Genomic DNA, 22,240 nt, shown 5'->3' with positions numbered 1-22,240 from the left:
TCCACTCCCTCAGACGCAGCGTTCGAAGCGCGCCTTCATCACGGCCAGCACCTCGTCCGGATCGCGCGTCCACCAGTCGCGCGTGGAGAAGATCTCGACCTCGATCGGGCCATCATAGCCCGCCGCATCCACGGCCGTCCGCAGTCCGGCGATGTCGATCACCCCGTCGCCCATCATGCCGCGATCGGTGACGAGATCACGCGTCTCCTGCAGCCAGTCGCAGACATGAAAGCCGAGGATGCGGCCGCGCGCGCGCGCGATCTGCGCCAGCACCTCGGGGTCCCACCAGATGTGATAGACGTCGAGCGCGACGCCGACCCCGTCGCCAAGCGCGTCGCACCAGTCGAGCGCCTGGGCGGTGGTGGAGAGCACCGAGCGGTCGGCGCAGGTCATCGGATGCAGCGGTTCGAGGGCGAGCGCAACGCCGGCCGCGCGCGCGTGCGGCAGCACCGCGGCGAGGCCTTCGAGGCAGCGCGCGCGAGCGGCGGCGAGATCGCGCGAGTCCGGCAGCAGACCGCCATTGACGATCACCAGGCAGCGCGCGCCAAGAGTGGCCGCCTCGTCGATCGCGCGGCGGTTGTCGTCGATCGCCTGCGCGCGCGGGACCGACGTCCACCAGCCGCCGCGGCACAGCCCCGACACCGTAAGCCCGGCGTCGCGGATGTGCCGTGCCGCGCGCGCGATACCGTAGGCCGCGAGACCGTCGCGCCACGGACCGATCCAGCCGATGCCGTGACGCGCGCAGCCCTCGATGCAGGCCGGCAGGTCCCAGCGCTCGCGCACCGTCGCGGTGTTGAGCGACAGCCGCGCGAGATCCGCCATCAGTGCACGCCGTGGGTTGCGAGCAGGCTGCGCATCCGCGCGCAGGCCATGTCCGGGTCGCGCAGCAGACCGGCGGCATCCGCGAGGCGGAACAGCTCGGCGAGATGCGGCAGGCTGCGCGCGGAGTGCTGTCCGCCGACCATGGTGAAGTGGTCCTGGTGCCCGTTCAGCCAGGCGAGGAACACCACGCCGGTCTTGTAGAACCGCGTCGGCGCCTTGAAGACGTGGCGCGAGAGCGGAACGGTCGGGCCGAGGATGTCGTGGAAGGTCGAGAGGTCGTTGCGGTGCAGGCTGCCGAGCGCAGCGGACGCCGCTGGGGCGATCGCATCGAAGATGCCGAGCAGCGCGTCGGAATGGCCCTGATCGTCGCCGGCGATCAGCTCGGCGTAGTTGAAGTCATCGCCCGTGTACATGCGCACGCCCCTGGGCAGGCGGCGGCGCATGGCGATCTCCTTGTCCTTGTCGAGCAGCGAGACCTTGATGCCGTCGATCGACGCGGCATTCGCGTGCAGCATGGTCAGGCACGTCTCCATCGCCTGCCAGTGATCGTCCGAGCCCCAGTAGCCGGCGAGCGCCGGATCGAACATCTCGCCAAGCCAATGGATGATCACGGGCTGGCGCACCTGCGACAGCACATGGTGATAGACGCGGAGATAGTCGTCAGGCCCCCGCGCGGCCTTCGCCAGTGCCCGGCTCGCCATCAGGATCACCCGCCCGCCGAGCGCCTCGACCGCACTGGCCTGGTGCTCGTAGGCGCCGATCACGTCGTCGATCGTCACGTCAGGTCCGGGGGCGAGGTGGTCGGTGCCCGCACCGCAGGCGATCACCGCGCCGGGGATGTCCTTCGCCGCATCGAGGCTGCGGCGGATCAGTTCGAGCGAGGCCGCCCAATCGAGCCCCATGCCGCGCTGCGCGGTGTCCATAGCCTCCGCGACCCCAAGGCCGAGCGACCAGAGATAGCAGCGATAGGCGATGGTGCGGTCCCAGTCGATCGCGACGTCGAGCCACGGATCGACGTCGGCGAGCGGATCGGCGACCACATGCGCGGCGGCGATCGCCACCCGGTTGAACGGCGGCGTCGCCTTCGGGAAATCGCGCGGCGGGCGGGTGGTGAAGGGTTCGAGGCGCCGGTCGGCGGTCGGCAGGGTGATCGTCGGCATGCTCACGCCTCCAATGCGGGGATGTCGATCCAGCGCCGCTCGGCCCAGGAGCGGAGCCCCGCCTCGGCGAGCTGCACGCCCTTCGCACCTTCGCGCAGCGTATGGGGGAAGGGCGCGTCCTCCATCACATGGCGGATGAACATCTCCCACTGCGCGCGGAAGCCGTTGGGATGGACGGTGTTGTCGGGCACCTCGTCCCAGGTGCGGAAGAAGTCGATGGTCTGCGGCTGGTCTGGGTTCCAGACGGGCTTCGGCGTATTGACGCGCGCCTGGGTCCAGCAGCGATGCAGCCCGGCGACCGCGCTGCCATGCGTGCCGTCCACATGGAAGGTCACGAGGTCGTCGCGGCGCACGCGCGTGCACCAGGACGAATTGATCTGCACCACCGCGCCCGAGTCGAGCGTGAAGGTGGCGTAGGCAGCATCGTCGGCATCGGCGACATAGGGCTCGCCCCGCTCGTCCCAGCGGCGCGGGATGTGGGTCGCGCCGAGGCAACTGACCGACGTCACCGGGCCGAAGATGTTGTCGATCACGTAGCGCCAGTGGCAGAGCATATCGAGGATGATCCCGCCGCCCTCCGCCTTGCGATAGTTCCAGGACGGGCGCTGCGCCGGCTGCCAATCACCCTCGAACACCCAGTAGCCGAACTCGCCGCGCACCGAGAGCAGCCGCCCGAGGAAGCCGCTGTCGATCGCCAGCTTCAGCTTGCGCAACCCCGGCAGGAACAGCTTGTCCTGGACGACGCCGTTCTTCACGCCGGCGGCCTCGGCGCGCCGCGCGACATCGAGCGCGTCCGCCAGCGTCTCGGCGGTCGGCTTCTCGCAGTAGATGTGCTTGCCCGCCGCGATCGCGCGGCGCAGCAGGTCGGCGCGCATCTGCGTCGTGCCGGCATCGAAGAAGACGGTGTCGTCGGGGTTGGCCAGGGCCACCGCGAGATCGGTGCCCCAGCGCGCCACCCCATGCGCGGCGGCGAGCGCGCGCACCTTGTCCGCATTGCGGCCGATCAGGATCGGGTCGGGCATCACCCGCGTGCCGTCCTTCAGCGCGACACCGCCCTCGGCGCGGATCGCGGCGATCGAGCGGATCAGGTGCTGGTTCGTCCCCATCCGCCCGGTGACACCGTGCATGATCAGGCCGAGGCGTCTTGTCTCCGGCATGGTCCCTCCCTCAGGACAACCACTCGTTCAGATGCCGACGCACGAAGTCGTCGTCGGCGAGGTCGGCGTGGTCGCGATAGACGCGGTCGATCTCGGCGCCCTGGCCCGCCGAAAGACCTTCCTTCGGGTCGAGGCACCAGATGCCGCGCAGCAGCCCTTGCCGCCGCAGCACCTCGTGGATGCCGGCGATGCAGCCGTGGAAGCCGTTCGCGACATCGAAGAACGCGGCGTTGCAGTCGGTGACGCGCGCATCGAGCGCGAGCAGTGCGGGCTCGCCCGGCGGGGCGGCATGCACGCGGCCGAGCAGGTCGACCGCCGTCTTCGTCCACACCGCCCAATGCCCGAGCAGGCCGCCCTTGAAGCGGAGCGTCACCTCGCGGCCGTGCGCGCGCACCGCGAAGGGGGTGAGCAGGTCGGCGAGGATGTGGTCGTCGTTGCCGGTGAAGAGCGTGATCCGCGCTTCCGCGCCGGCGAGAGCGACGCCGCGCAGCACGTCGAGCGTGGCGTAGCGGTCGAAGGGTGCCACCTTGATCGCGGCGACGTTCTCGATCGCGGCGAAACGCTGCCAGAACCGCGCCGGCAGGGGAATGCCGCCGACCGACGGCTGGAGATAGAACCCGAACAGCGGCATCTCGGCCGCGACCGCTTGGCAGTGCGCGACGATCTCGTCCTCCGACGCACCCTTCATCGCCGCGAGGCTCAGCAGCACCGCGTGGTAGCCGAGGCCACGCGCGACGCGCGCCTCCGCGACCGCCTGCGCCGTGCGGCCGATCGCGCCGGCGACCAGCAGCACCGGCCGCGTCGCCTGGGCGGCGGTTTCGGCGGCGAGGCGCAGCACCGGCTCATAGAGCCCGACCTCGCGGATCGCGAACTGCGTCGTGTGCACCCCGACCGCGAGCCCGCCCGCGCCGGCGGCGAGGTAGTAGCGCGTCAGCGCGCGCTGATGGCGCGGATCGAGCTGACGCCGCTCATCCAGCGCCAGAGGATGCGCGGGGATCACGCAGCCCCCGCGCAACAGCGCGCGAACCGCGTCAGGCCAGTCCTGCCAGTGCAAACCCATCGTTTCCCCCGCAAGTAACCGGATGGTTACCTGACGCCGTGCCGGTGGTCAACGCGGCCGGCGCAGATAGCCGAGGATCACCTCGACGGCATGCGCCTCGCGCGCGGCGATCGCCTGCTCGGTCAGCAGGTCGCGGCCGAAGATCACCGACAGCGTGTGCCCGTTGGCGAGATAGAAGTGCGACAGCGCCGTGATCGAGATGTAGAGCTGCACCGGATCGACGCGGTCGCGGAACCGTCCCTCGGCGGCGCCGCGCTTCAGCAACGCGGCGAGCACCGCAACAACGGGTGAGTACAGAGCGGGCACCTGGGTCGAGCGGCGCAGGTAGCGCGCGCGGTGCAGGTTCTCGCTGGTCAGCAGCGCGACCACCTCCGGGTGTGCCGCGGTGTAGCGCAGCTTGAAGCGGACGAGCTCGGCGATGCCCTCCTCCGGTGGCAGATGCTCGACGTCGATGCGGCTCTCCTCCGCGCGCATCGCCGCGTACACGGCTTCCAGTGCGGCAATCCAAAGCTCCTCCTTGGCGCCGAAATACGCGTAGAGCATGCGCTTGTTGGCGCCGGCCCGTGCGGCGATCTCGTCCACCCGGGCGCCGTCGAGCCCCTTCGCGGTGAACTCGGCGATCGCGGCTTCGAGGATGCGCCGGCGCGTCGCCTGCGCGCGCGGCGAGCCTGGGTCGGGCGCGTCGCTCATCCGAACTCGGGCCCGATCGGCGCGACGACCAGCGATGCGTCGCCGGGCAGCGGCTCGGCGCCGACCGCCATGCGGGTGAACGGCCGTTGCGGTGCCGCACCGCGGCCGGCGAGCCAGGCGGCGAGTTCCGTCTGCGAGTCGGCGAGATCGATCACCGCGCTCTGTCCCGCCGGCAGCGCCGCGAGCAGCGCCGCGATGAGCCGCTGGGCAGAGCGGCCATCGCGCGCGACCACGGGTCCGATCTGCGGCGCGAGCCGGCCGTCGCGCGCGAGCGCGAAACCCTCGATCCGCCCGCCGGTAATGGCGACGCGTGCCACGGCCGGCAATCGTGTCCCAAGCGCGCGCAGCAGACTTTCGCGCGGGATGCCATTGGCAGCGGCGTCGAGTGCCAGCAGCTCGGGCCAGTCGCCGGGGCGCAGCGGGCGCACGCCCTGCACCGCGCCGCCCGACGCTTCGAGCCGCCAGCGTCGGAAGCTCCAGAACGGCGCGAAACCGAGCTTCGCGTATACGGGCTGACCGAGCGGCGTCGCGTCCAGCACCGCACGGTGGCCCGAGGCGTCGAGGGCCGCGAGCGCGTGCGCCATCAGCGCGGTGGCATAGCCGCGGCCGCGCCGCTCCGGCAGCGTCAGCACCATCGACACCCACGCGACCTTGCGCCCGAACGGCAGCACCGCGGCGGAGGACGCGAGCACGCCATCCGCCTCGATGCCCCAGGCGCGTCCGTCGCGCAGGAACACCCGCCAGTCGGCGATCGTCTGGTTCCAGCCCGCCGCGGTGGAGAGCGCGAAGGCGGCGTCGAGATCGGCCTCGGTTAGCGGGCGAATCGCCGGGATCATGTCAGAACGTGCCGTCCCGCACCTCGTAATGCGTGGGCTTGCCGAGGCTGCGGCCGCCGCGCGCGATCCAGGCGGCGGTCCAGTCGATCATCGTGGCGAGCGGAACGGTCGGGTAGCCGAACAGCCCGATCGCGCGTGCGGCATTGTTGAGCCAGCCCGTGGCTGCTTCCTCGCCTGTGATGATCGGTTCGCGGCCGAGGCGACGGGCGAACTCGTGAGCGAGCCAGCGCACGGAGATGGTCTCCGGGCCGGTGACGTTCAGCGCCGCCATCGGCGCCGCGGCGAGTGCGAGTGCACGGAGCGCCCAGGCATTCGCATCGCCCTGCCACATGACGTTGACATGGCCGGAGGTGACGTCGATCGGCTGGCTGTCGCGCACCTTCACCGCGACGTCGTGCAGCACGCCGTAGCGCAGGTCGATCGCGTAGTTCAGGCGGATCGCGACGGTGCGGGTGCCGTGCGCGGCGGACGCGTGCTCGAAGGCGCGTTCGCGCGCCACGCAGGACCAGGCGTAGTCGCCGGCGGGCGGGGTGAGCGGCGTGTCCTCGGTGGCGCCGCCGGAGAGCACGGGCACGAAGGGATAGACGCAGCCGGTCGAGAAGAAGGCGATCCGGCTGGCCGCGTAGCGTTCCGCGACCATGGCCGGCACGGTGGCGTTCATGGCCCAGGTGAGGTGTTCCGCGCCGGTGGAGCCGAATTTGCGCCCGGCCATGTAGACGACGTTGGGCGCGTCGGGCAGGCGCACGAGGGCGGTGCGGTCGAGCAGGTCGGCTTCGATCGTTTCGACACCCCAGGCATCGAGGCGGTTCCGCAGCCCGGGTTCGGAGAAGCGGGCGACGCCGATGATGCGTCGGGCGGGGTCGGCGCGGCGCGCGAGGCGCGCCAACGTGGGGCCCATCTTGCCGCCGACACCGAGGATGAGGATGTCGCCGGGCGGAAGGGCGAAGCCCGGCGGCGGGCGCGAGAGCGCCTCTTCGAGGTCTTCCTCAGTGACCGGGGGGCCATTGGCCCCCCGGACCCCCCAGGAGGGCGTCCCTCCCGTTGGTCGGGCCGCGGGCGCGATCTGCGGAGGGGGGGCTGGGGGGACCACCGTGGTCCCCCCAGGGTTTTTTCTTCTGCTAGCCATCGATCTGCATCAGCAACCCCGCGAGCAGCTTCGCCCGCGGCACCAGCGACGAGACGAGGATGTGCTCATCCAGCGTGTGCGGCCCGGCGCCCTGCACGCCGAGCCCGTCCAGCGTCGGAATCCCGAGCGCCCCGGTGAAGTTCCCATCCGACCCGCCGCCCGAGCTCTCATGCGGCAGGGCCGGGATCCCCACGCCCGTGGCGATCCGCTCCGCCAGCGCATGCAGCGCCAGCACCTTCCCGTCCGCCTCCCACACCGGGCGCGTATAGGTGCGCCGCACCGTGAAGCCGACATCGGGATCGGTCGGCTTGAGCGCCAGCATCCGCTCCACCAACGCATCGAGATCCTGCTGGCGCTTGGCCATGCTGAGGCTCTCCGCCTGGCACAGCATCGGCACGCAGTTCACCCACTGTCCGGCGTGGATCACGCCCACCGAGCAGGTCGCATCCTCGGTCGTCATCGCCTCGATGGCGAGGATCTGCTTCGCCATCTCGCGGATGGCCGAGCGCCCCTCCGACAGCCGCGCCCCGGCATGGCTCGGCCGGCCGCGCGACTCCAGCGCGAAGCGCGCGATCGCGTAGCGCCCGCTCACCACGCCGCCGTTCGCGCGCGCGGGCTCGGGGATCAGCACGACCTTGTGCCGCTTCGCCTCGGCCTCGATCAGGTCGCGCGTCGAGGGCGAGCCCACCTCCTCGTCACTGGTCAGCAGAATCGTCACCGGGAGCTTCGTGCATGCCCCCGCCTCCAGGATCGCGCGCACGGCATCCATCGCGATATAGGCCCCGCCCTTCATGTCGCAGATGCCGGGCCCCCAGGCCTTGTCGCCCTCGCGGCGGAACGCGAGCGGGCCGGAGGCGCCGCCCGTGCCGACCGGGTGCACGGTGTCGAGGTGGCTCATCAGCAGGATACCCGGTCCATCCACGCCGCCCCCGAGCGCGGGCTGGGGGAAGCGCGCCCGCACGCAGTCGCCGAAGCCCATGCGGCCGGGAACGCGCTCGATCCGCGCGCCGAGCAGCGCAAGGTCGCGACCCGCCGCGTCCATCATGCGATTCACCGCAGCACGGTCATAGGTCGGGCTCTCGACCTCGACCCAGTTCCGGAGCCCCGCGAGGATCGCTTCCGCGTCGAAGGGCAGGGCATTGGGGTCCATCCGGTGCGTCTCCTCGTGTCGTCAGCCGGCAAGGCTTCCACCGACCGCGCCACCTGTCCACCGGCTTGCCATCGGCGGGCCGGAATGGTGTAACGCCGCCGGACGGGGAGCCCTCATGGCCGGCGACGGCATCGAGCGCGAATTCAAGCTGATGCTGAAGGACGCGATCGAACGGTCGCGGATCGAGGCGCTTCTGCCGCCGCGGCGGCGTTTGCTCCGGCAGCACAACATCTTCTTCGACACCGATGACGGCAGGCTGGCGGCGGCGCGGCTGACCTTCCGGCTGCGCGAGGAGAACGACGCCTGGGTGCTGACCGCGAAAGGCCCGCCGCTGGCCGGCCGCGGTGCCCTGACCGCGCGCGAGGAGGCCGAGCGCGTGCTCACCCCGGCGCTGGCATCGCATCTCGCCGCCGGCACGGCTGACCCGATCCCGGCCTTCGCGCGCGCCGTGCCGGCCGAGGTGGCGCAGGCGCTGGCGCGGCGCATCGCCGAGGCGGCCGACGGCAAGCCCGTGCGCCCCACCGGCGGGTTCCGCAACGAGCGGACGCATGTCGAGATCGCGCTGCCCTGCGGAACGAAGGCGACGCTGGCGCTCGACCGGTCGCTGATGCCCGACGGTGCCGAGCATCACGAGGTCGAGCTCGAAGTCGCGCCGAGCGCGGCGCGGAGTGCGGCGGCCTGGCTGTCGGGCCTGCTTGCGCGCGCGGGCGTGCCGCCGCGGGCGGCGCGGTCGAAGCGCAGCCGCTACGAGGCATCGCGCCGGCGCGGTGCGGCGTGACACTCAGGATTCTGGTCGCCAACGCCAACACCACGGTGGCGGTGACGGAGAACTGCGCGGCCGCGGCGCGCGCGGCCGCCTCGCCGGGCACCGAGATCGTCGCCGCGACCCCGCGCTTCGGCCCCGCGATCATCTCCTCGCGCGCCGAGAACGCGATCGCCGCGCATGGCATCCTGGATTGCCTGGCGCAGCACCACGCGGGCTGCGATGCGGCCGTGCTCGCGGTGTCCTACGACACGGCGCTCGCCGCCGCGCGCCAGCTTTTGCCGATTCCCGTGCTGGGCATGACCGAGGCTGCCTGCCTGACGGCCTGCATGCTCGGCGGACGGTTCGGGCTGGTGACCTTCTCCTCGGCGGAGCTCTACCGCGAGCTGATCGCGTCCTACGGCCTGGCCTCGCGGCTGTCCGGGATCGGGCTGGTCGCGGCGAGTCCCTCCGACGCGGCCTCCGACCCGGCCGGGGTCGCGGCGAAGGTGGCCGAGACGGCGCGGGCGCTCGCGCGGGACGGGGCCGATGCGGTGATCTTGGGCGGCGCGGCGCTCGCCGGCATGGGCGGGCGCATCCGGGCCGATGTGCCGGTGCCGCTGGTGGATGGAATCGCCGCCGCCGTACGGCTCGCCGAGGCGCTGGTGGCGCTCGGGCTGAAGAAGCCCGCCGTCGGCAGCTTTGCGGCACCGACGGGACGCGCGAGCGTCGGGCTGGCATCGCCCTTGGAGACGCTGCTGCGGGGCTGAGCCCCCTGTCGCGGGCGCCCGAGCGCGGCTAGCGTCGACGCATGTCCGCCCTGCCCGCGCCCGCGCCGCCCTGGCGCGCGGTCGTCGCCCTCTCCGTCACGATGATCATCGCCTGGGGGTCGCAGTACTACGCGATCGCCGTGCTCGCGCCCGCGATCGGCGAGGCCGAGGGCTGGTCGCGCGAGGCGATCTTCGGCGCCTACTCGATCGGCCTGCTGTCGCAGGGCCTGTGCTCGTTCCCGGTCGGCCTGCTGCTCGACCGGTTCGGCGGACGGATCGTGATGAGCGTGGGCTCGGTGCTGTCGGCGCTGTCGCTCGCCGCGCTGGCCTGGGCGCCGTCCGAGCCGTGGTTCTTCGCCGCCTGGGTGCTGACCGGCGCAGCGATGGCGGCGACCCAGTACGAGCCGGCCTTCGCCACCATCACCGCGAGCTTCGGCGAGCAGGCGCGGCGCGCGATCACCATCCTCACCTTCGCCGGCGGGCTCGCGAGCACGGTCGCCTGGCCGATCACCGCGGCCCTGCTGCCCCGGCTCGGCTGGCGCGACACATATCTCGTCTGGGCCGCGGCGGCGCTGCTGATCTGCCTGCCGCTGCACGCGGCCTTCCTGCCGGGCACGCGGGTCGCGCGCGGCACGCCGCGCCGACCGCTGGGACCGATCCTGCGCACCGTCGCCTTCTGGTTCGTCGCGCTCGCGTTCACGACCGGCGCGGTGCTGTTCTCGATCGTCGCCGTGCATGCGATCCCGATGCTGCAGGAGGCGGGGCTCTCGGCGACGGCGGCGGTCGCGGTCGCGTCCTTCACCGGGCCGATGCAGGTGGCGGGCCGGGTGCTGGAGTTCGCCGGGCTGCAACGCGTCCGCCCGAGCAGGGTGGCGATCCTCGCGGCTGCGGCGCAGCCGGTCGCGATCCTCGCGCTGATGGGGGTCGAGCCATGGTGGTGGCTCGCCGGCGCCTATGTCGTGCTGTACGGCGCCTCGGGCGGGATCCTGACGATCGTGCGCGGCACCGTGCCGGCCGAGCTGTTCGGGCGCGAGGGCTACGGCGCGGTCGCCGGCGCGCTGGTCACGCCCGGCATCGCGGCGCGGGCGATCGGGCCCTATGCCGCGGCCTGGCTCTGGCAGGCCTCCGGCGGCGACTACCGCCCGGTGCAGATCGTGATGGTCGCGTGCGGCGTGATCGCCGCGTTGGCCTTCGTCGGCGCCGCGCGCTCGGCGCCGGTCAGAAGTACCTGAACGGCTCGTCCGACCGACGCGAGACGAGCCCGCCGCCGATCAGCGACACGCCGAGCACCGGCGCCTCGCCGGGCTTGAGCACGAGGTCGATGGAGGCAGGGCGTGACGGCACGGTCACGCTGACGGTCCCGCCGCCGGCCGGCACCTCCACCTGCACCCGCTCGGCGAGGCCGATCGACCAGTCCGTGCGCACCTCGCCGCGCCAGACCTCCCTGCCGTCGAGCCGCACCTCGACCGTCTCGCCGGCGAAGCCTTCCTGGAGGTCGAGCGTGATCGCGGGCAAGGTGGTGCTCCCGAGGGCGGCGCCGGCAGTCTACGCGATGCTGGTCCCGCCCAGGGCCTCGTCGCGCTGCCGCTCGATCTCGGCCAGCACATGCGGCTTCAGGCCACGCTTCCGGTAGGTCTCGAGCATGCGCTTGCCGATCCGCACGGCGCCCTTGTCGTCGCCCGCCGTCTTCAGCGCGGCGATCATGCGGCGGAAGATCTGATTGAGCGAGATGCTGTCGAGCCCCTTGCCCGGCGCAATCGAGACATCGACCACGCGGTCGAGCATCGCCACCGCTTCGGCGGGCCTCGCCTCGCGCACCTGCACGGGTTCGTCGGCCAGGACAAGCTTGAACGGCCGGGCGCGGACATAGCCCTGCACGAGCTCGCCATAGAGCGCGAGCGGATGCGCCTTGTGCTCCTCGACCAGGCGCTCGATGCGGGCATTGGCGGAGGCCATCTCCGGCCCCTCCGAGCCCAGAAGCGTGAACAGCGTGCCCACCTGCTCGTCGAGCAGCAGGTCGGCGACCGCCTCGTCCTGGTCGTGATGCGTGCCCCGCACGCGCAGCTCCAGCGTGTCGGAGACGACGCGCGAACCATCCAGCGCGAGATAGACCGCGCGCAGCCGGTAGAGCCCGGGTGCGCCGAAGGCGAGGCCCTCCTCGCCGCAGCCGATATAGGCGCTGTCGTAGATCGCGGGATGACCGGCATCCAGCACCACGATTTCGGGCCGGATGCAGTGTTCGATCAGCGGCCTGTGCACCACCGTGGCGCCGCCCGGTTTCTGGATCGCGATCGTGACGAAGCCGTCGGCCGGGTGCAGATGGCGATGCACGGTGATCCCCTCGGCGCGGCGCGTGGAGAGCTTGAGCTCGACCACCACAGGCTCGCCCAGGCGGAAGCTCCGATCGGCGCGGAGCTCCAGGGCGAGGCCGGAGCCGTCCTGTTCCGGCTCGGCGAAATAGCCGAGCCCCTCCAGCGCCGCGCCCTCGCCGAACGGATTGCCGCCCATGATCACGTTGTCGCGGAAGCCGTGGCGCAGATGGATCGTGTCCAGATCGTCGAACTGGAACGGGAACGACGACCAGAACGCCGTCTGTCCGCCGGGAAAGTTCTGCGGGTAGTTCATCCAGGAGAGCGCATCGGGCCGATCCGGGCGTGGCGGGGTCGTGAAGGTCTTGCTGAATGAGTGGTAGAGATTGAAGCAATGGCCGAGCTCATGCATGCACGTGAACAGCTGGTCGCGCCGTCGTGTCGCGCTGGTGCCGGCGATCGCCGCATAGAACACGGCACAGCCCTGCCGCTGGCGGCCACGCTGGTCGAACATGATGCCGGCGAGGCCGGACCCAAGATCGTGCTCGCGCGCATGCAGCAGCCAGACCTTCCACTGCGGCTGGTTCGCCCATTGGCTGAAATGCGCCTCCATCGCCGCATGCAGCTCGGCGTTGCTCCAGGTTCCGCCGGGCGCGGTGGCGATGGTGCCGGGCTCGCCGGTGAGGCGCAGCTCGATCCCCGCCTCGACGAAGGCGGTGGTCAGATAGAGCGTGCGCGCCGGACCGCCCGAGCTGAGCGCCCCGGTGTTGTAGGACTCGAAGGGTGTGACGCCCGTCTCGACATCCTCCTCGAGATCGACGGTGCGGAAGAACCGGCTTTCCCAGAGGCAGAGATACCGGGTCCCCGCCTGGCCGCTGGTGGCGAGCCACTGGACGTCGGCCTCGCCCGCCGCCTGGAGGATCGTCCGCCGCGGAATGATGATCCTGACCCTCGGGCAGCTGTTGGGGAACGAGGCGTTGACCAGGGCGTAGATCGTCACGGTTTCCGGCGTGACCGCAATGTTCACGTTGCTCGCAGCGAACGAGCCCGTATAGGTGACGGTGCCGCCGTCGACGCGGAAGAAGTCGCCACTGACCTGCCGGAGCGGCCGTACCCCGTCCACATCCACGCGCAGATCGAGCCGCCACGGGCCGGTCCTGCCGCGATAGCTTCCGCTGACGATCCGCATCGGCACGGTGATGCGCGCTGCCTGCATGGCATCGGGCGCGGACCCGGGACCGCGGAGCGCGGCTGCATCGGCATCGCCCGTGCCTGCGGTGCCGGACAGGGCCGCGATCGCGGCAACATGCTCGACCGGCACCTCGCTGAGATCGAACGCCCCTGGCGAGGCGCCGGCGGGTGCGGTCGGGTAGTTGGCTGATGTCATGATGACCTCCCGGTCCCCGGCCGCGATCGGCCAAGGGCACGCGGCGCGCTGCACCGGCCGCGCATCATTCCGGGTCCATCAGCGCCCGCGCAAGGGAATTCCAGCCGGGCCACGTCCGGGTGCGCGGCCCTGCCCTCATCCCGCCGCAAGCGCTGCGTAGGAACGCCGGCAATGTCCTTCCTCGCCCTCTATCGTCGGGTCCTCGCCGCGCTGGCACCCGAGCGCCGGGTCGCGATCGCGCTTGCGGTCGCGAACGCGCTGCTCGCCGGGCTGACCTTCCTGGAGCCGGTGCTGTTCGGACGGGTGGTGGACATGCTCGCCGGCAGCGCCGGGCGGCCGGTGGCCGAGGTGTGGTCGGGCACCGTCACCCTGCTGCTGATCTGGGCCGGGGTGGGGCTGTCCGGGATCGTCGCGGCGATCCTGGTCGCGCTGCACGCCGATCGGCTCGCGCACCGCAACCGACTCGCCGCCATGCATCGCTATTTCGAGCACGTGCTGCGCCTGCCGCTGTCGTTCCACGGCGACACGCATTCCGGCCGGCTGCTGAAGATCATGATCGCCGGCGCCGACAACATGTTCTGGGTCTGGCTCGGCTTCTTCCGCGAGCATCTCTCGACCTTCGTGATCGCGCTGGTGCTGCTGCCGCTGACACTGCTCATGAACTGGCGGCTTGCCGCTCTGCTGATGGTGCTCGCCGCGCTGTTCGCGGTCGCGGCCGCGCTCGTCATCCGCAGGACCCAGGAGGCGCAGCGCGAGGTCGAGAGCTACCATGCCGCCCTCGCCGGCACTGCGGGCGATGCGCTCGCGAACGTCATGGTGGTGCAGTCCTTCGTGCGCCTCACCGCCGAGGCGCAGCGGTTCCGCGACACGATCCGCCAGCTGCTCGCGGCCCAGTTTCCGGTATTGAACTGGTGGGCCTTGCTGACCGTGCTCACCCGTGCCGCCTCCACGCTGACCGTGATCGCGATCTTCGTGCTCGGCACCTGGCTGCATCTGCGCGGTCAGGCGAGCGTCGGCGAGATCGTCACCTTCATGGGCTTCGCCACGCTGCTGATCGCCCGGCTGGAACAGGCCGTCGGCTTCGTCGCCACCCTCTTCATGCAGATGCCGGCGGTGGCGCTCTACTTCGAGGTGATGGACACGCGCTCGTCCGTGCCCGAGAAGCCCGATGCCGTGGCCCTCGGGCACGTCCGCGGGGAGGTCGCGTTCGAGCACGTCACCTTCGGGTATCCGGGCGGCCCGCCGGTGCTGCGCGATGTGTCGTTCACCGTGGCGCCGGGCCGCACCGTCGCCCTCGTCGGCCAGACCGGCGCCGGCAAGAGCACCACGATGGCGCTGCTGCAGCGGCTCTGGGACCCGCAGGAGGGTCGCATCACCATCGACGGGATCGACATCCGCGACGTCACGCTGGCAAGCCTGCGCGCCGAGATCGGCGTGGTGTTCCAGGAGAGCATGCTGTTCAACCGCTCGATCGCCGACAATCTGCGCGTGGGTAAGCCGGATGCGACGCAGGAGGAGCTCGAAGCCGCCTGCCGGCTCGCCGAGGCGCACGACTTCATCCTCCGCCAGCCGCGCGGCTACGACACGCTGGTCGGCGAGCGCGGCGCCACGCTTTCCGGCGGGCAGCGCCAGCGACTGGCGATCGCGCGCGCGCTGCTCAAGGACCCGCCGATCCTGATCCTCGACGAGGCAACGAGCGCGCTCGACGCCGCGACCGAGGCGCGCGTGCAGCAGGCGCTGCGCGCGCTGATGCGCGGGCGCACCACCTTCGTGATCGCGCACCGGCTCTCGACCGTGCGCGATGCCGACACGATTCTCGTGTTCAGCGAGGGGCGGATCGCCGAACAGGGCAGCTTCGAGGAGCTCACCCGCAAGGGGGGCATCTTTGCCGAGCTGGTCGCGACGCAGCTCAGCCCGGCGGTGACGTGACGCAGGGCTCCGCCCTGCACCCGCCAAGGGCCATTGGCCCTTGGAACCCGTTCCCCAGCCGATCGCGGGCTCGCACTCCGCGAGGCATGGGTTGCGCCGGCGGTTGCAGAAGTGGGACACTCCTGCCCGTCCGGGAGGCGCCGGGCAGCCTCCCACCGGAACCGGAGGAAACGCCATGACCGTGGCCGCGATCCTGACGAACAAGGGTCCCGAGGTGGTCAGCGCGCGCCCTGACCAGACGCTCGAGGCGGCAGCGAAGCTGATGACCGAGCGGCGGATCGGCTCGGTGCTGGTGCGCGAGGGCGACGAGGTGGTGGGCATCCTGTCCGAGCGCGACATCGTCCGCGCGATCGCCGCGAAGGGCGCGGCGGCGCTCGGCATGCCCGTCTCGTCGGCGATGACGCGCGAGGTGGTGTTCGGCCACCCGTCCGACACGGTGGACCGGGTGCTCGGTCTGATGACCGAGCGGCGCATCCGCCATCTGCCGGTCAAGGACGGCGGCCGGCTGATCGGCCTCGTCTCGATCGGCGACGTGGTGAAGAAGCGGATCGAGGATGTCGAGCAGGAGGCGGAGGGGCTGCGCGCCTTCGTGCACGGCGCGGGTTGATCCGCCGCAAGGCGCGGGCGGAGCGGGGGTCTAGCCTCGCGCCATGGATCTGATCGCCAACTGCCTGCATGGCCTGACCGCGCTTGGCGTGGACGGGACGATCGCCGTGGCGGCCGCGCTGTTCGTCGCCGGGCTGGCCGGCGGTGCGACGCATTGCGCGGGCATGTGCGGGCCCTTCGTGGTGGCGCAGGTCACCGCGGGGCTGGCGGCGCGGCCGACGCTCACGCGGCTCACGGCCGGCGCGCTGGGGCCGTACCATCTCGGCCGGGGCGTGACCTATGTCGGGCTCGGCGCGGCGGCGGGGCTGGTGTCCGGCACGCTCGTGCACGGCGCCGGATTCCGGCCGCTGCTGGCCGTGCTGCTGGCGTTCGGCGCGGCGCTGATGCTGGCGCAGGCCGTCGCGCAGGTGGCGACGCTGCTGCCCGCGGTGCCGGCCGGGCTTGCCGACCGGGTCGCACGCGCTGCCGCACCGCTGCTTGCCGACCCTCGCGGCGGACGGCGCTTCCTGCTCGGGCTCGTGCTGGGGTTCCTGCCCTGCGGCCTGCTCTACGGCGCGATCGCCGCCGCAGCCGCCACCGGCAGCGCGCTCGGCGGCGCGCTGGCGATGGCGGGGTTTGCGCTCGGCACCGTCCCGGCGCTGGTGGGCGTTGGTCTCGCGGGCGCCTTCTTCGGGCGACGCTTCCTGCCGGCCGCGCGCGTGATCGCCGCGCCGCTGCTGGTGATGAATGCCGCCCTGCTGGGGATCCTGGCGTTCAGGGCCGCCTGATCACTCCACCACGTCCTTGTAGGCGTGCCAGGTCGCGTGCCCGATCAGCGGCATGGTGACGGCGAGGCCCAGGAACAACGGGATGATCCCGAAGGCGGTGAAGGCGACGATCAGCCCGGCCCAGAGCGTCATCGCCGGCCAGTTGCGCCGCACCGCCGTGAAGCTGGTCGCGACGGCGACGAACACGTTGACGTCGCGGTCGAGCAGCATCGGGATCGAGACCGCCGAGATCGCGAACACCAGGGCGGCGAACACCGCCCCGACGGCCGTGCCGACCGCCCAGAACGGGATCGCGTCCGGCTGGGCGAGCCGCACCACCAGGTTGTCCCAGTTCGGGTTGAAGCCGAGGCCGAAGAAGACGGCGAAGATCAGCAGCGCGATCCGCACCCAGCCGAGATGGAACAGCCCGAGCAGCACGCCCATGTAGGAGAGCTGGAGCCCGTTGCGCTGGAACGCGGCGAACGCGGCGCCGAGGCTGACCGGCTCGCGCGCGGCGAGCCGGCGGCTGGTCTCGTAGAGGCCCACCGCCATCAGGGGGGCGAGGAAGAAGAACCCCGCCGTCATCGGCAGGATGAGCCAGAACACCCCCACCTGCAGCAACAGGATCAGCAGCAGGTAGGTGAGCGCCACCATCAGCGCGCCGTAGGCGAGACTCACCCCCGGGGCCGCCATGACGTCGCGCCAGCCGGCGGCGAGCCATGTCCAGGGGCGGTCCACCGGCACCAGCCGCACCCGCGGACTTTCGCCGTAGAACACCGGGATGGCCTGCTCCGTCATGCACGTTTCCCCATGCGCTGGGCGCGGCCCTGCCCGGCCGCGGCTCGGCGTTTCTCGCCCGCGCCGCCGCGCGCCACCTTGACGCACATCAATGTTGCATCGCGGCGTGGCGACCACTTTTGCCATAGTGGCACGGCCGGCTCGGCGGCACGAACCTGGGGCGTGAGGGTAGCATGGCGGACAGCGTTGTGGCGACGGGGCAGGCACGGCCCGCGCCGGACTACGTCGAGGACGTCATCCGGGCGTTCATCGTCGCCACCGTCTTCTGGGGTGTGGTCGGGTTCCTCATGGGAACGACGATCGCGTTCCAGCTCGCCTACCCGATCCTGAACCTCGACCTGGAGTGGACCACCTTCGGGCGGCTCCGTCCGGTGCACACCTCGGCGGTGATCTTCGCCTTCGGCGGTAACGCGCTGCTCGGCACCAGCCTGCACGTGGTCCAGCGCACCTGCCGGGCGCGGCTGTTCGGCGGGTCCGAGGCCGGCTGGTTCCTGTTCTGGGGCTATCAGACCTTCATCGTGCTCGCCGCGCTCTCCTACGTGATGGGCTACAGCCAGAGCAAGGAATACGCCGAGCCGGAGTGGTTCATCGACCTGTTCCTGACCTTCGTCTGGGTCGTCTACCTCGTGGTGTTCATGGGCACGATCATGAAGCGCGAGGAGCCGCACATCTATGTGGCGAACTGGTTCTACCTCGCCTTCATCATCACCATCGCGATGCTGCATATCGGCAACAACCTCACCCTGCCGATCGCCTGGGGTGCGTCGAAGAGCTACCAGCTCTCCTCGGGCGTACAGGATGCGATGATCCAGTGGTGGTACGGCCACAACGCGGTGGGCTTCTTCCTCACCGCCGGGTTCCTGGGGATGATGTACTACTTCATCCCCAAGCAGGCCGAGCGGCCGATCTACTCCTACCGGCTCTCGATCGTGCATTTCTGGTCGCTGATCTTCCTCTACATCTGGGCCGGCCCGCACCACCTGCACTACACCGCGCTGCCCGACTGGGCGCAGACGCTGGGGATGATCTTCAGCGTCATGCTGTGGATGCCGTCCTGGGGCGGGATGATCAACGGCATCATGACGCTCTCGGGGGCGTGGGACAAACTGCGCACCGATCCGGGCCTGCGCTTCTCGGTCGTCGCCGTCGCATTCTACGGCATGAGCACCTTCGAGGGCCCGGTGATGAGCGTGAAGGCCGTCAACGCGCTGAGCCACTACACGGACTGGACCGTCGGCCACGTGCACTCGGGTGCCATGGGCTGGGTCGGGTTCATCGTGTTCGGCGCGGTCTACTATCTCGTGCCGGTGCTCTGGAAGCGGCGCGGCCTGTACAGCACACGCCTGGTCGAGTGGCACTTCTGGATCGCCACCCTCGGCATCGTCTTCTACATCACCGCGATGTGGGTCTCGGGCGTGATGCAGGGACTCATGTGGCGCGCCTATGACGAGCTCGGCTTCCTGCAATACAGCTTCATCGAGACGGTCGCGGCGATGCACCCCTACTACGTGATCCGCGCGCTCGGCGGCGTGCTCTACCTCACCGGCGCGCTGATCATGGTCTACAACCTCTGGAAGACCGTGACCGCGAGCGAACCGGTCCGCCAGCCCGCGCCGGCGTGGCGTCCGCAGGCGGCCGAGTAGGGAGGGCCGGCCGATGCTCCGCCACGCCACCATCGAGCGCAACGTCATCCTGCTCGCGGTGCTCACGCTGATCACGGTCTCGATCGGCGGCATCGTGCAGATCGTGCCGCTGTTCACCATCGAGACGACGATCGAGCGCGTCGCAGGCATTCGACCCTACACGCCGCTCGAGCTCGCCGGGCGCAACATCTACCTGCGCGAGGGCTGCTACGCCTGCCACAGCCAGATGATCCGCCCCTTCCGCGACGAGCTGGAGCGTTACGGCCACTACTCGCTCGCCGCCGAGTCCATGTACGACAGGCCGTTCCAGTGGGGCTCGAAGCGCACCGGACCGGATCTCGCGCGGGTGGGCGGCAAGTACTCGAACGAGTGGCATCTCCAGCATTTCATCGACCCGCGCAGCGTGGTGCCAGAGAGCGTGATGCCGCCCTACGGGTTCCTGCTCCGCCCGTTGCGCACGGACGACATCACGAGCCATCTGCGCGCCCTGCAGCGCCTCGGCGTGCCCTACACCGACGCGATGATCGCCAACGCCGCGGCCGATCTGCGCGCCCAGGCCGATCCGGATGCCGATCATTCCGGGCTTCTGGAGCGCTATCCGAAGGCTCCGACCGGCGCGTTCGATGGCAATCCGGGACGGGTGACCGAGATGGACGCGATCATCGCCTACATGCAGATGCTCGGTACGCTGGTCGACTTCGCCGACGTCACGCCCGAAGCGGTCCGGCAGTGAGGAGGGGGCGATGATGGACTGGCTCGCCGCCCACTACGCCGAGCTCCGCCAGCTCTGGTCCGTGTGGTTCCTGCTGCTGTTCGTCGGCATCGTCGCCTGGTCGTTCTGGCCGCACAACAAGGAGCGGCTGGAGCGGCAGGGCCGCATCCCGCTCGACGACGACCGCTGAGAGAGGAGCACGTTCGTGCCCACCAAGATCGAGAAGGACGCAGTCACCGGCAAGGAGACCACCGGCCATGAATGGGACGGCATCAAGGAGCTGAACACGCCGCTGCCGAAGTGGTGGCTCTATATCCTCTATGCGACCATCGCCTGGTCGGTCGTCTGGGCGATCCTCTATCCGTCCTTCCCCGGGCTCTCGGGCCATTGGCGCGGCACCACGGGCTGGACGCAGCGGACCGCGATCGCCGAGCAGATGCGGGCGGTGGACGCCGAGCGCGCGCCGATGCTGGAGCGCATCCGCTCGGCCGGCCTCGAGGAGCTCCGCCGCGATCCGGACCTGCTGCAATACGCGATGGCGGGCGGGCGCGTCGCCTTCGCCGACAACTGCGCCGCCTGCCACGGTGCCGGCGGCGAAGGCCGCCCGGGCGGCTTCCCGAGCCTCGCCGACGATTCCTGGATCTGGGGCGGCACGCTGGAGGACATCCACACCACGATCCTGCACGGCATCCGCAACACGCAGGATCCGGACGCGCGCATGAGCATGATGCCGGCCTATGGCCAGATCCTGTCGCGCCAGGAGATCGACGATGTCGCCGAGCACGTGCTGAGCTTCACCGGCCGCAGCACCAACGCCGAGAGTGCCGCGCGCGGCGCCACCATCTACGCCGATCAATGCGTCGCCTGCCATGGCGAGAAAGGCGAGGGCGTGCGCGAACAGGGCGGACCGGCGCTCAATGACGCGATCTGGCTCTATGGCGGCTCGAAGCGCGAGATCACGGCGCAGATCGCCAACCCGCGCATGGGCGTGATGCCGCCCTGGCAGGGACGGCTCGACGAGGCGACCATCCGCATGCTCACCGTCTACGTGCACACCCTCGGCGGCGGCGAGTAGCGCGGGGGCGCGATGCGCATGGACAGGCCCGTGAAGGCGACGGAGGCGCCGGCAAGCCCGGCGCCCACGTCGCTCTACGCCGCCCGGGTCAAGGTCTATCCGGCGCGCGTGCAGGGGCGGTTCCGGAACTTCAAGTGGGCGTTCCTGGTGTTCGCCCTGGCGGTCTACTACGTCCTGCCCTGGCTGCGCTGGCACCGCCCGGGCGACGCGCCGGACCAGTTCCTGCTGATCGACCTCGCCGGTCGCCGTTTCTATCTCGGCCCGATCGAGGTCTGGCCGCAGGAGATCTACCTCGTCACCTTCCTGCTGATCTTCTCGGCGATCGCGCTGTTCCTGGTGACCTCGCTGTTCGGTCGGGTGTGGTGCGGCTTCGCCTGCCCGCAAACGGTCTGGACCGATCTCTACATGTGGGTCGAGCGGCGCATCGAGGGCGACCGCAATGCGCGCATGAAGCTCGACCAGGGGCCGCGGAACGGCGTGTACTGGGCGAAGAAGGTCTCCAAGCACGCGATCTGGCTGGCGATCGCCGCGGCCACGGGCGGTTCCTTCGTGCTCTATGTGCAGGATGCGCCGACGGCGGTGCGCGAGATCGTCACCGGCCAGGCGGGGGCCTGGACCTACAGCTTCGTCGGCATCCTCACCTTCACCACCTATGCGCTCGCCGGCTGGGCGCGCGAGCAGGTCTGCACCTACATGTGCCCCTGGCCGCGCTTCCAGGCGGCGATGCTCGACACGCAGTCGCTCGTCGTCACCTACCGCGCCTGGCGCGGCGAGCCGCGCGGCAAGCACAAGCAGGGCGAGAGCTGGGAAGGCCACGGCGACTGCGTCGATTGCCGCCAGTGCGTGAATGTCTGCCCGACCGGGATCGACATCCGCGACGGCCAGCAGCTCGAATGCATCGGCTGCGGGCTCTGCATCGATGCCTGCGATGCCATCATGGACAAGGTCGGCCGGCCGCGGGGGCTGATCGCGCTTGATACGCTCGCCGACATCCAGGCCTGCGAGCGGGCGGTCGCGCACCTGGCGCCGGGTCCCAAACGGGTCGAGGTCGCCGAGGCGGCGCACACGCCGATCAAGGTGATCCGGCCCCGCACCATGATCTACGCGGGCGTGCTCGGCCTGGTCGGCCTGATCATGCTGGGTGCGCTGGCCATCCGCGACACCACCGAGCTCTCCGTGCTGCGCGATCGCGCCCCGCTGTTCGTCACGCTGGCGGACGGCTCGGTGCGCAACAGCTACACGCTGAAGATCATCGAGAAGCGCCATGACGACCGCACGCTGACGCTGCGCGTCGACGGCCTCCCGGGGGCGACGCTGGCCGGACTCGCGGCGGACGAGGCGCCGGGTCCGGCGATTCCCCTGTCGGTGCGCCCCGGCTCGGTCGCGACGCACCGCGTGCACGTCTTCGCCCGCACCGGCGCCGCGCTGCCCGAGAGCACGCCCGTCACGTTCCGCCTGCTGGAGCCGGACGGGCGCGAGGCAGCGCGGCACGACAGCGTCTTCCTGGCGCCGCGGCGGTGAG

Annotated in this window: 22 protein-coding genes; 11 read left to right on the top strand and 11 right to left on the bottom strand. The window is 70.9% G+C overall.

The window, feature by feature from the left end:
* Positions 1–9 precede the first annotated feature (9 nt).
* From F563_RS0112890 to F563_RS0112855, 8 genes are read right to left on the bottom strand one after another with little or no spacing between them, the layout of a single operon-like run.
* Positions 10–822: a sugar phosphate isomerase/epimerase family protein gene (locus tag F563_RS0112890; protein WP_019015092.1), complete on the bottom strand. Its 813-nt coding sequence runs from the start codon at positions 820–822 to the stop codon at positions 10–12.
* Complete coding sequence (locus F563_RS0112885; protein ID WP_019015091.1) at positions 822–1,982, bottom strand: dihydrodipicolinate synthase family protein; 1,161 nt, start codon at positions 1,980–1,982, stop codon at positions 822–824. The genes F563_RS0112890 and F563_RS0112885 overlap by 1 nt, the downstream gene beginning before the upstream one ends.
* A gap of 2 nt (positions 1,983–1,984) precedes the next feature.
* Complete coding sequence (locus F563_RS0112880; protein ID WP_019015090.1) at positions 1,985–3,139, bottom strand: Gfo/Idh/MocA family protein; 1,155 nt, start codon at positions 3,137–3,139, stop codon at positions 1,985–1,987.
* A gap of 10 nt (positions 3,140–3,149) precedes the next feature.
* Positions 3,150–4,199, bottom strand: a complete 1,050-nt coding sequence (locus F563_RS0112875) for a dihydrodipicolinate synthase family protein (RefSeq protein WP_019015089.1) — start codon at positions 4,197–4,199, stop codon at positions 3,150–3,152.
* 48 nt (positions 4,200–4,247) lie between these two features.
* Positions 4,248–4,889 carry a TetR/AcrR family transcriptional regulator gene (locus tag F563_RS0112870; protein WP_019015088.1) on the bottom strand — a complete coding sequence of 214 codons (642 nt, stop codon included), beginning with the start codon at positions 4,887–4,889 and terminating at the stop codon, positions 4,248–4,250.
* The gene (locus F563_RS22510) at positions 4,886–5,725 is read right to left on the bottom strand and encodes a GNAT family N-acetyltransferase (protein ID WP_019015087.1); all 840 of its coding nucleotides are present in this window, start codon (positions 5,723–5,725) and stop codon (positions 4,886–4,888) included. The genes F563_RS0112870 and F563_RS22510 overlap by 4 nt, the downstream gene beginning before the upstream one ends.
* A 1-nt stretch (position 5,726) precedes the next feature.
* Entirely contained in the window at positions 5,727–6,815 is a 1,089-nt protein-coding gene (locus F563_RS0112860; protein ID WP_425386940.1) for an NAD-dependent epimerase/dehydratase family protein, read from the bottom strand.
* Between the two features lie 28 nt (positions 6,816–6,843).
* Complete coding sequence (locus tag F563_RS0112855) at positions 6,844–8,001, bottom strand: M20/M25/M40 family metallo-hydrolase (RefSeq protein WP_019015085.1); 1,158 nt, start codon at positions 7,999–8,001, stop codon at positions 6,844–6,846.
* A gap of 115 nt (positions 8,002–8,116) precedes the next feature.
* Here F563_RS0112855 and F563_RS0112850 point away from each other — a divergent pair, with 115 nt between their 5' ends.
* Genes F563_RS0112850 through F563_RS0112840 form a run of 3 tightly spaced genes read left to right on the top strand, consistent with a single transcriptional unit; the run spans position 8,117 to position 10,745 of the window.
* Positions 8,117–8,779 carry a CYTH domain-containing protein gene (locus F563_RS0112850; protein WP_019015084.1) on the top strand — a complete coding sequence of 221 codons (663 nt, stop codon included), beginning with the start codon at positions 8,117–8,119 and terminating at the stop codon, positions 8,777–8,779.
* Positions 8,776–9,513 (top strand): aspartate/glutamate racemase family protein, encoded by a 738-nt coding sequence (locus F563_RS0112845; RefSeq protein WP_019015083.1) that lies wholly within the window; start codon positions 8,776–8,778, stop codon positions 9,511–9,513. Before F563_RS0112850 ends, F563_RS0112845 begins: the two co-directional genes overlap by 4 nt.
* A gap of 41 nt (positions 9,514–9,554) precedes the next feature.
* On the top strand, positions 9,555–10,745 hold the full coding sequence (locus F563_RS0112840; RefSeq protein ID WP_019015082.1) for an MFS transporter: 1,191 nt from the start codon (positions 9,555–9,557) through the stop codon (positions 10,743–10,745).
* Here the strand turns inward: F563_RS0112840 and F563_RS22505 are convergent.
* Both F563_RS22505 and F563_RS0112830 read right to left on the bottom strand, forming a co-directional pair.
* On the bottom strand, positions 10,732–11,028 hold the full coding sequence (locus F563_RS22505; protein ID WP_019015081.1) for a hypothetical protein: 297 nt from the start codon (positions 11,026–11,028) through the stop codon (positions 10,732–10,734). The two genes, F563_RS0112840 and F563_RS22505, sit on opposite strands and share 14 nt — an antisense overlap.
* A 30-nt stretch (positions 11,029–11,058) precedes the next feature.
* Positions 11,059–13,209 carry a hypothetical protein gene (locus tag F563_RS0112830; RefSeq protein WP_156825170.1) on the bottom strand — a complete coding sequence of 717 codons (2,151 nt, stop codon included), beginning with the start codon at positions 13,207–13,209 and terminating at the stop codon, positions 11,059–11,061.
* Between the two features lie 171 nt (positions 13,210–13,380).
* Here F563_RS0112830 and F563_RS0112825 point away from each other — a divergent pair, with 171 nt between their 5' ends.
* From F563_RS0112825 to F563_RS0112815, 3 genes are all read left to right on the top strand, one after another.
* Positions 13,381–15,138, top strand: a complete 1,758-nt coding sequence (locus F563_RS0112825) for a glucan ABC transporter ATP-binding protein/ permease (protein WP_019015079.1) — start codon at positions 13,381–13,383, stop codon at positions 15,136–15,138.
* A 175-nt stretch (positions 15,139–15,313) separates the two neighbouring features.
* Positions 15,314–15,745, top strand: a complete 432-nt coding sequence (locus tag F563_RS0112820) for a CBS domain-containing protein (protein ID WP_019015078.1) — start codon at positions 15,314–15,316, stop codon at positions 15,743–15,745.
* A 43-nt stretch (positions 15,746–15,788) separates the two neighbouring features.
* The gene (locus F563_RS0112815) at positions 15,789–16,511 is read left to right on the top strand and encodes a sulfite exporter TauE/SafE family protein (protein ID WP_019015077.1); all 723 of its coding nucleotides are present in this window, start codon (positions 15,789–15,791) and stop codon (positions 16,509–16,511) included.
* On the opposite strand, the gene F563_RS0112810 is transcribed toward F563_RS0112815, so the two are convergent.
* Complete coding sequence (locus F563_RS0112810) at positions 16,512–17,288, bottom strand: DUF2189 domain-containing protein (protein WP_019015076.1); 777 nt, start codon at positions 17,286–17,288, stop codon at positions 16,512–16,514.
* A 173-nt stretch (positions 17,289–17,461) separates the two neighbouring features.
* On the opposite strand from F563_RS0112810, the gene ccoN reads away from it, so the two are divergent.
* Genes ccoN through ccoG form a run of 5 tightly spaced genes read left to right on the top strand, consistent with a single transcriptional unit; the run spans position 17,462 to position 22,239 of the window.
* Positions 17,462–18,931, top strand: a complete 1,470-nt coding sequence (gene ccoN, locus F563_RS0112805) for a cytochrome-c oxidase, cbb3-type subunit I (RefSeq protein ID WP_019015075.1) — start codon at positions 17,462–17,464, stop codon at positions 18,929–18,931.
* Between the two features lie 13 nt (positions 18,932–18,944).
* The gene (gene ccoO, locus F563_RS0112800) at positions 18,945–19,664 is read left to right on the top strand and encodes a cytochrome-c oxidase, cbb3-type subunit II (RefSeq protein ID WP_019015074.1); all 720 of its coding nucleotides are present in this window, start codon (positions 18,945–18,947) and stop codon (positions 19,662–19,664) included.
* 10 nt (positions 19,665–19,674) lie between these two features.
* Positions 19,675–19,833, top strand: coding sequence for a cbb3-type cytochrome oxidase subunit 3 (locus tag F563_RS0112795; protein ID WP_019015073.1), 159 nt, complete (start codon positions 19,675–19,677; stop codon positions 19,831–19,833).
* 15 nt (positions 19,834–19,848) lie between these two features.
* The gene (gene ccoP / locus F563_RS0112790) at positions 19,849–20,718 is read left to right on the top strand and encodes a cytochrome-c oxidase, cbb3-type subunit III (RefSeq protein WP_019015072.1); all 870 of its coding nucleotides are present in this window, start codon (positions 19,849–19,851) and stop codon (positions 20,716–20,718) included.
* An 18-nt stretch (positions 20,719–20,736) separates the two neighbouring features.
* Positions 20,737–22,239, top strand: a complete 1,503-nt coding sequence (gene ccoG / locus F563_RS0112785; RefSeq protein WP_019015071.1) for a cytochrome c oxidase accessory protein CcoG — start codon at positions 20,737–20,739, stop codon at positions 22,237–22,239.
* Position 22,240 lies beyond the last annotated feature (1 nt).

Source organism: Elioraea tepidiphila DSM 17972 (assembly GCF_000378465.1).
Lineage (GTDB): Bacteria > Pseudomonadota > Alphaproteobacteria > Acetobacterales > Acetobacteraceae > Elioraea > Elioraea tepidiphila.
Note: the sequence above shows the minus strand (reverse complement) of the source record. Positions and strands in the feature narration are given on the sequence as shown.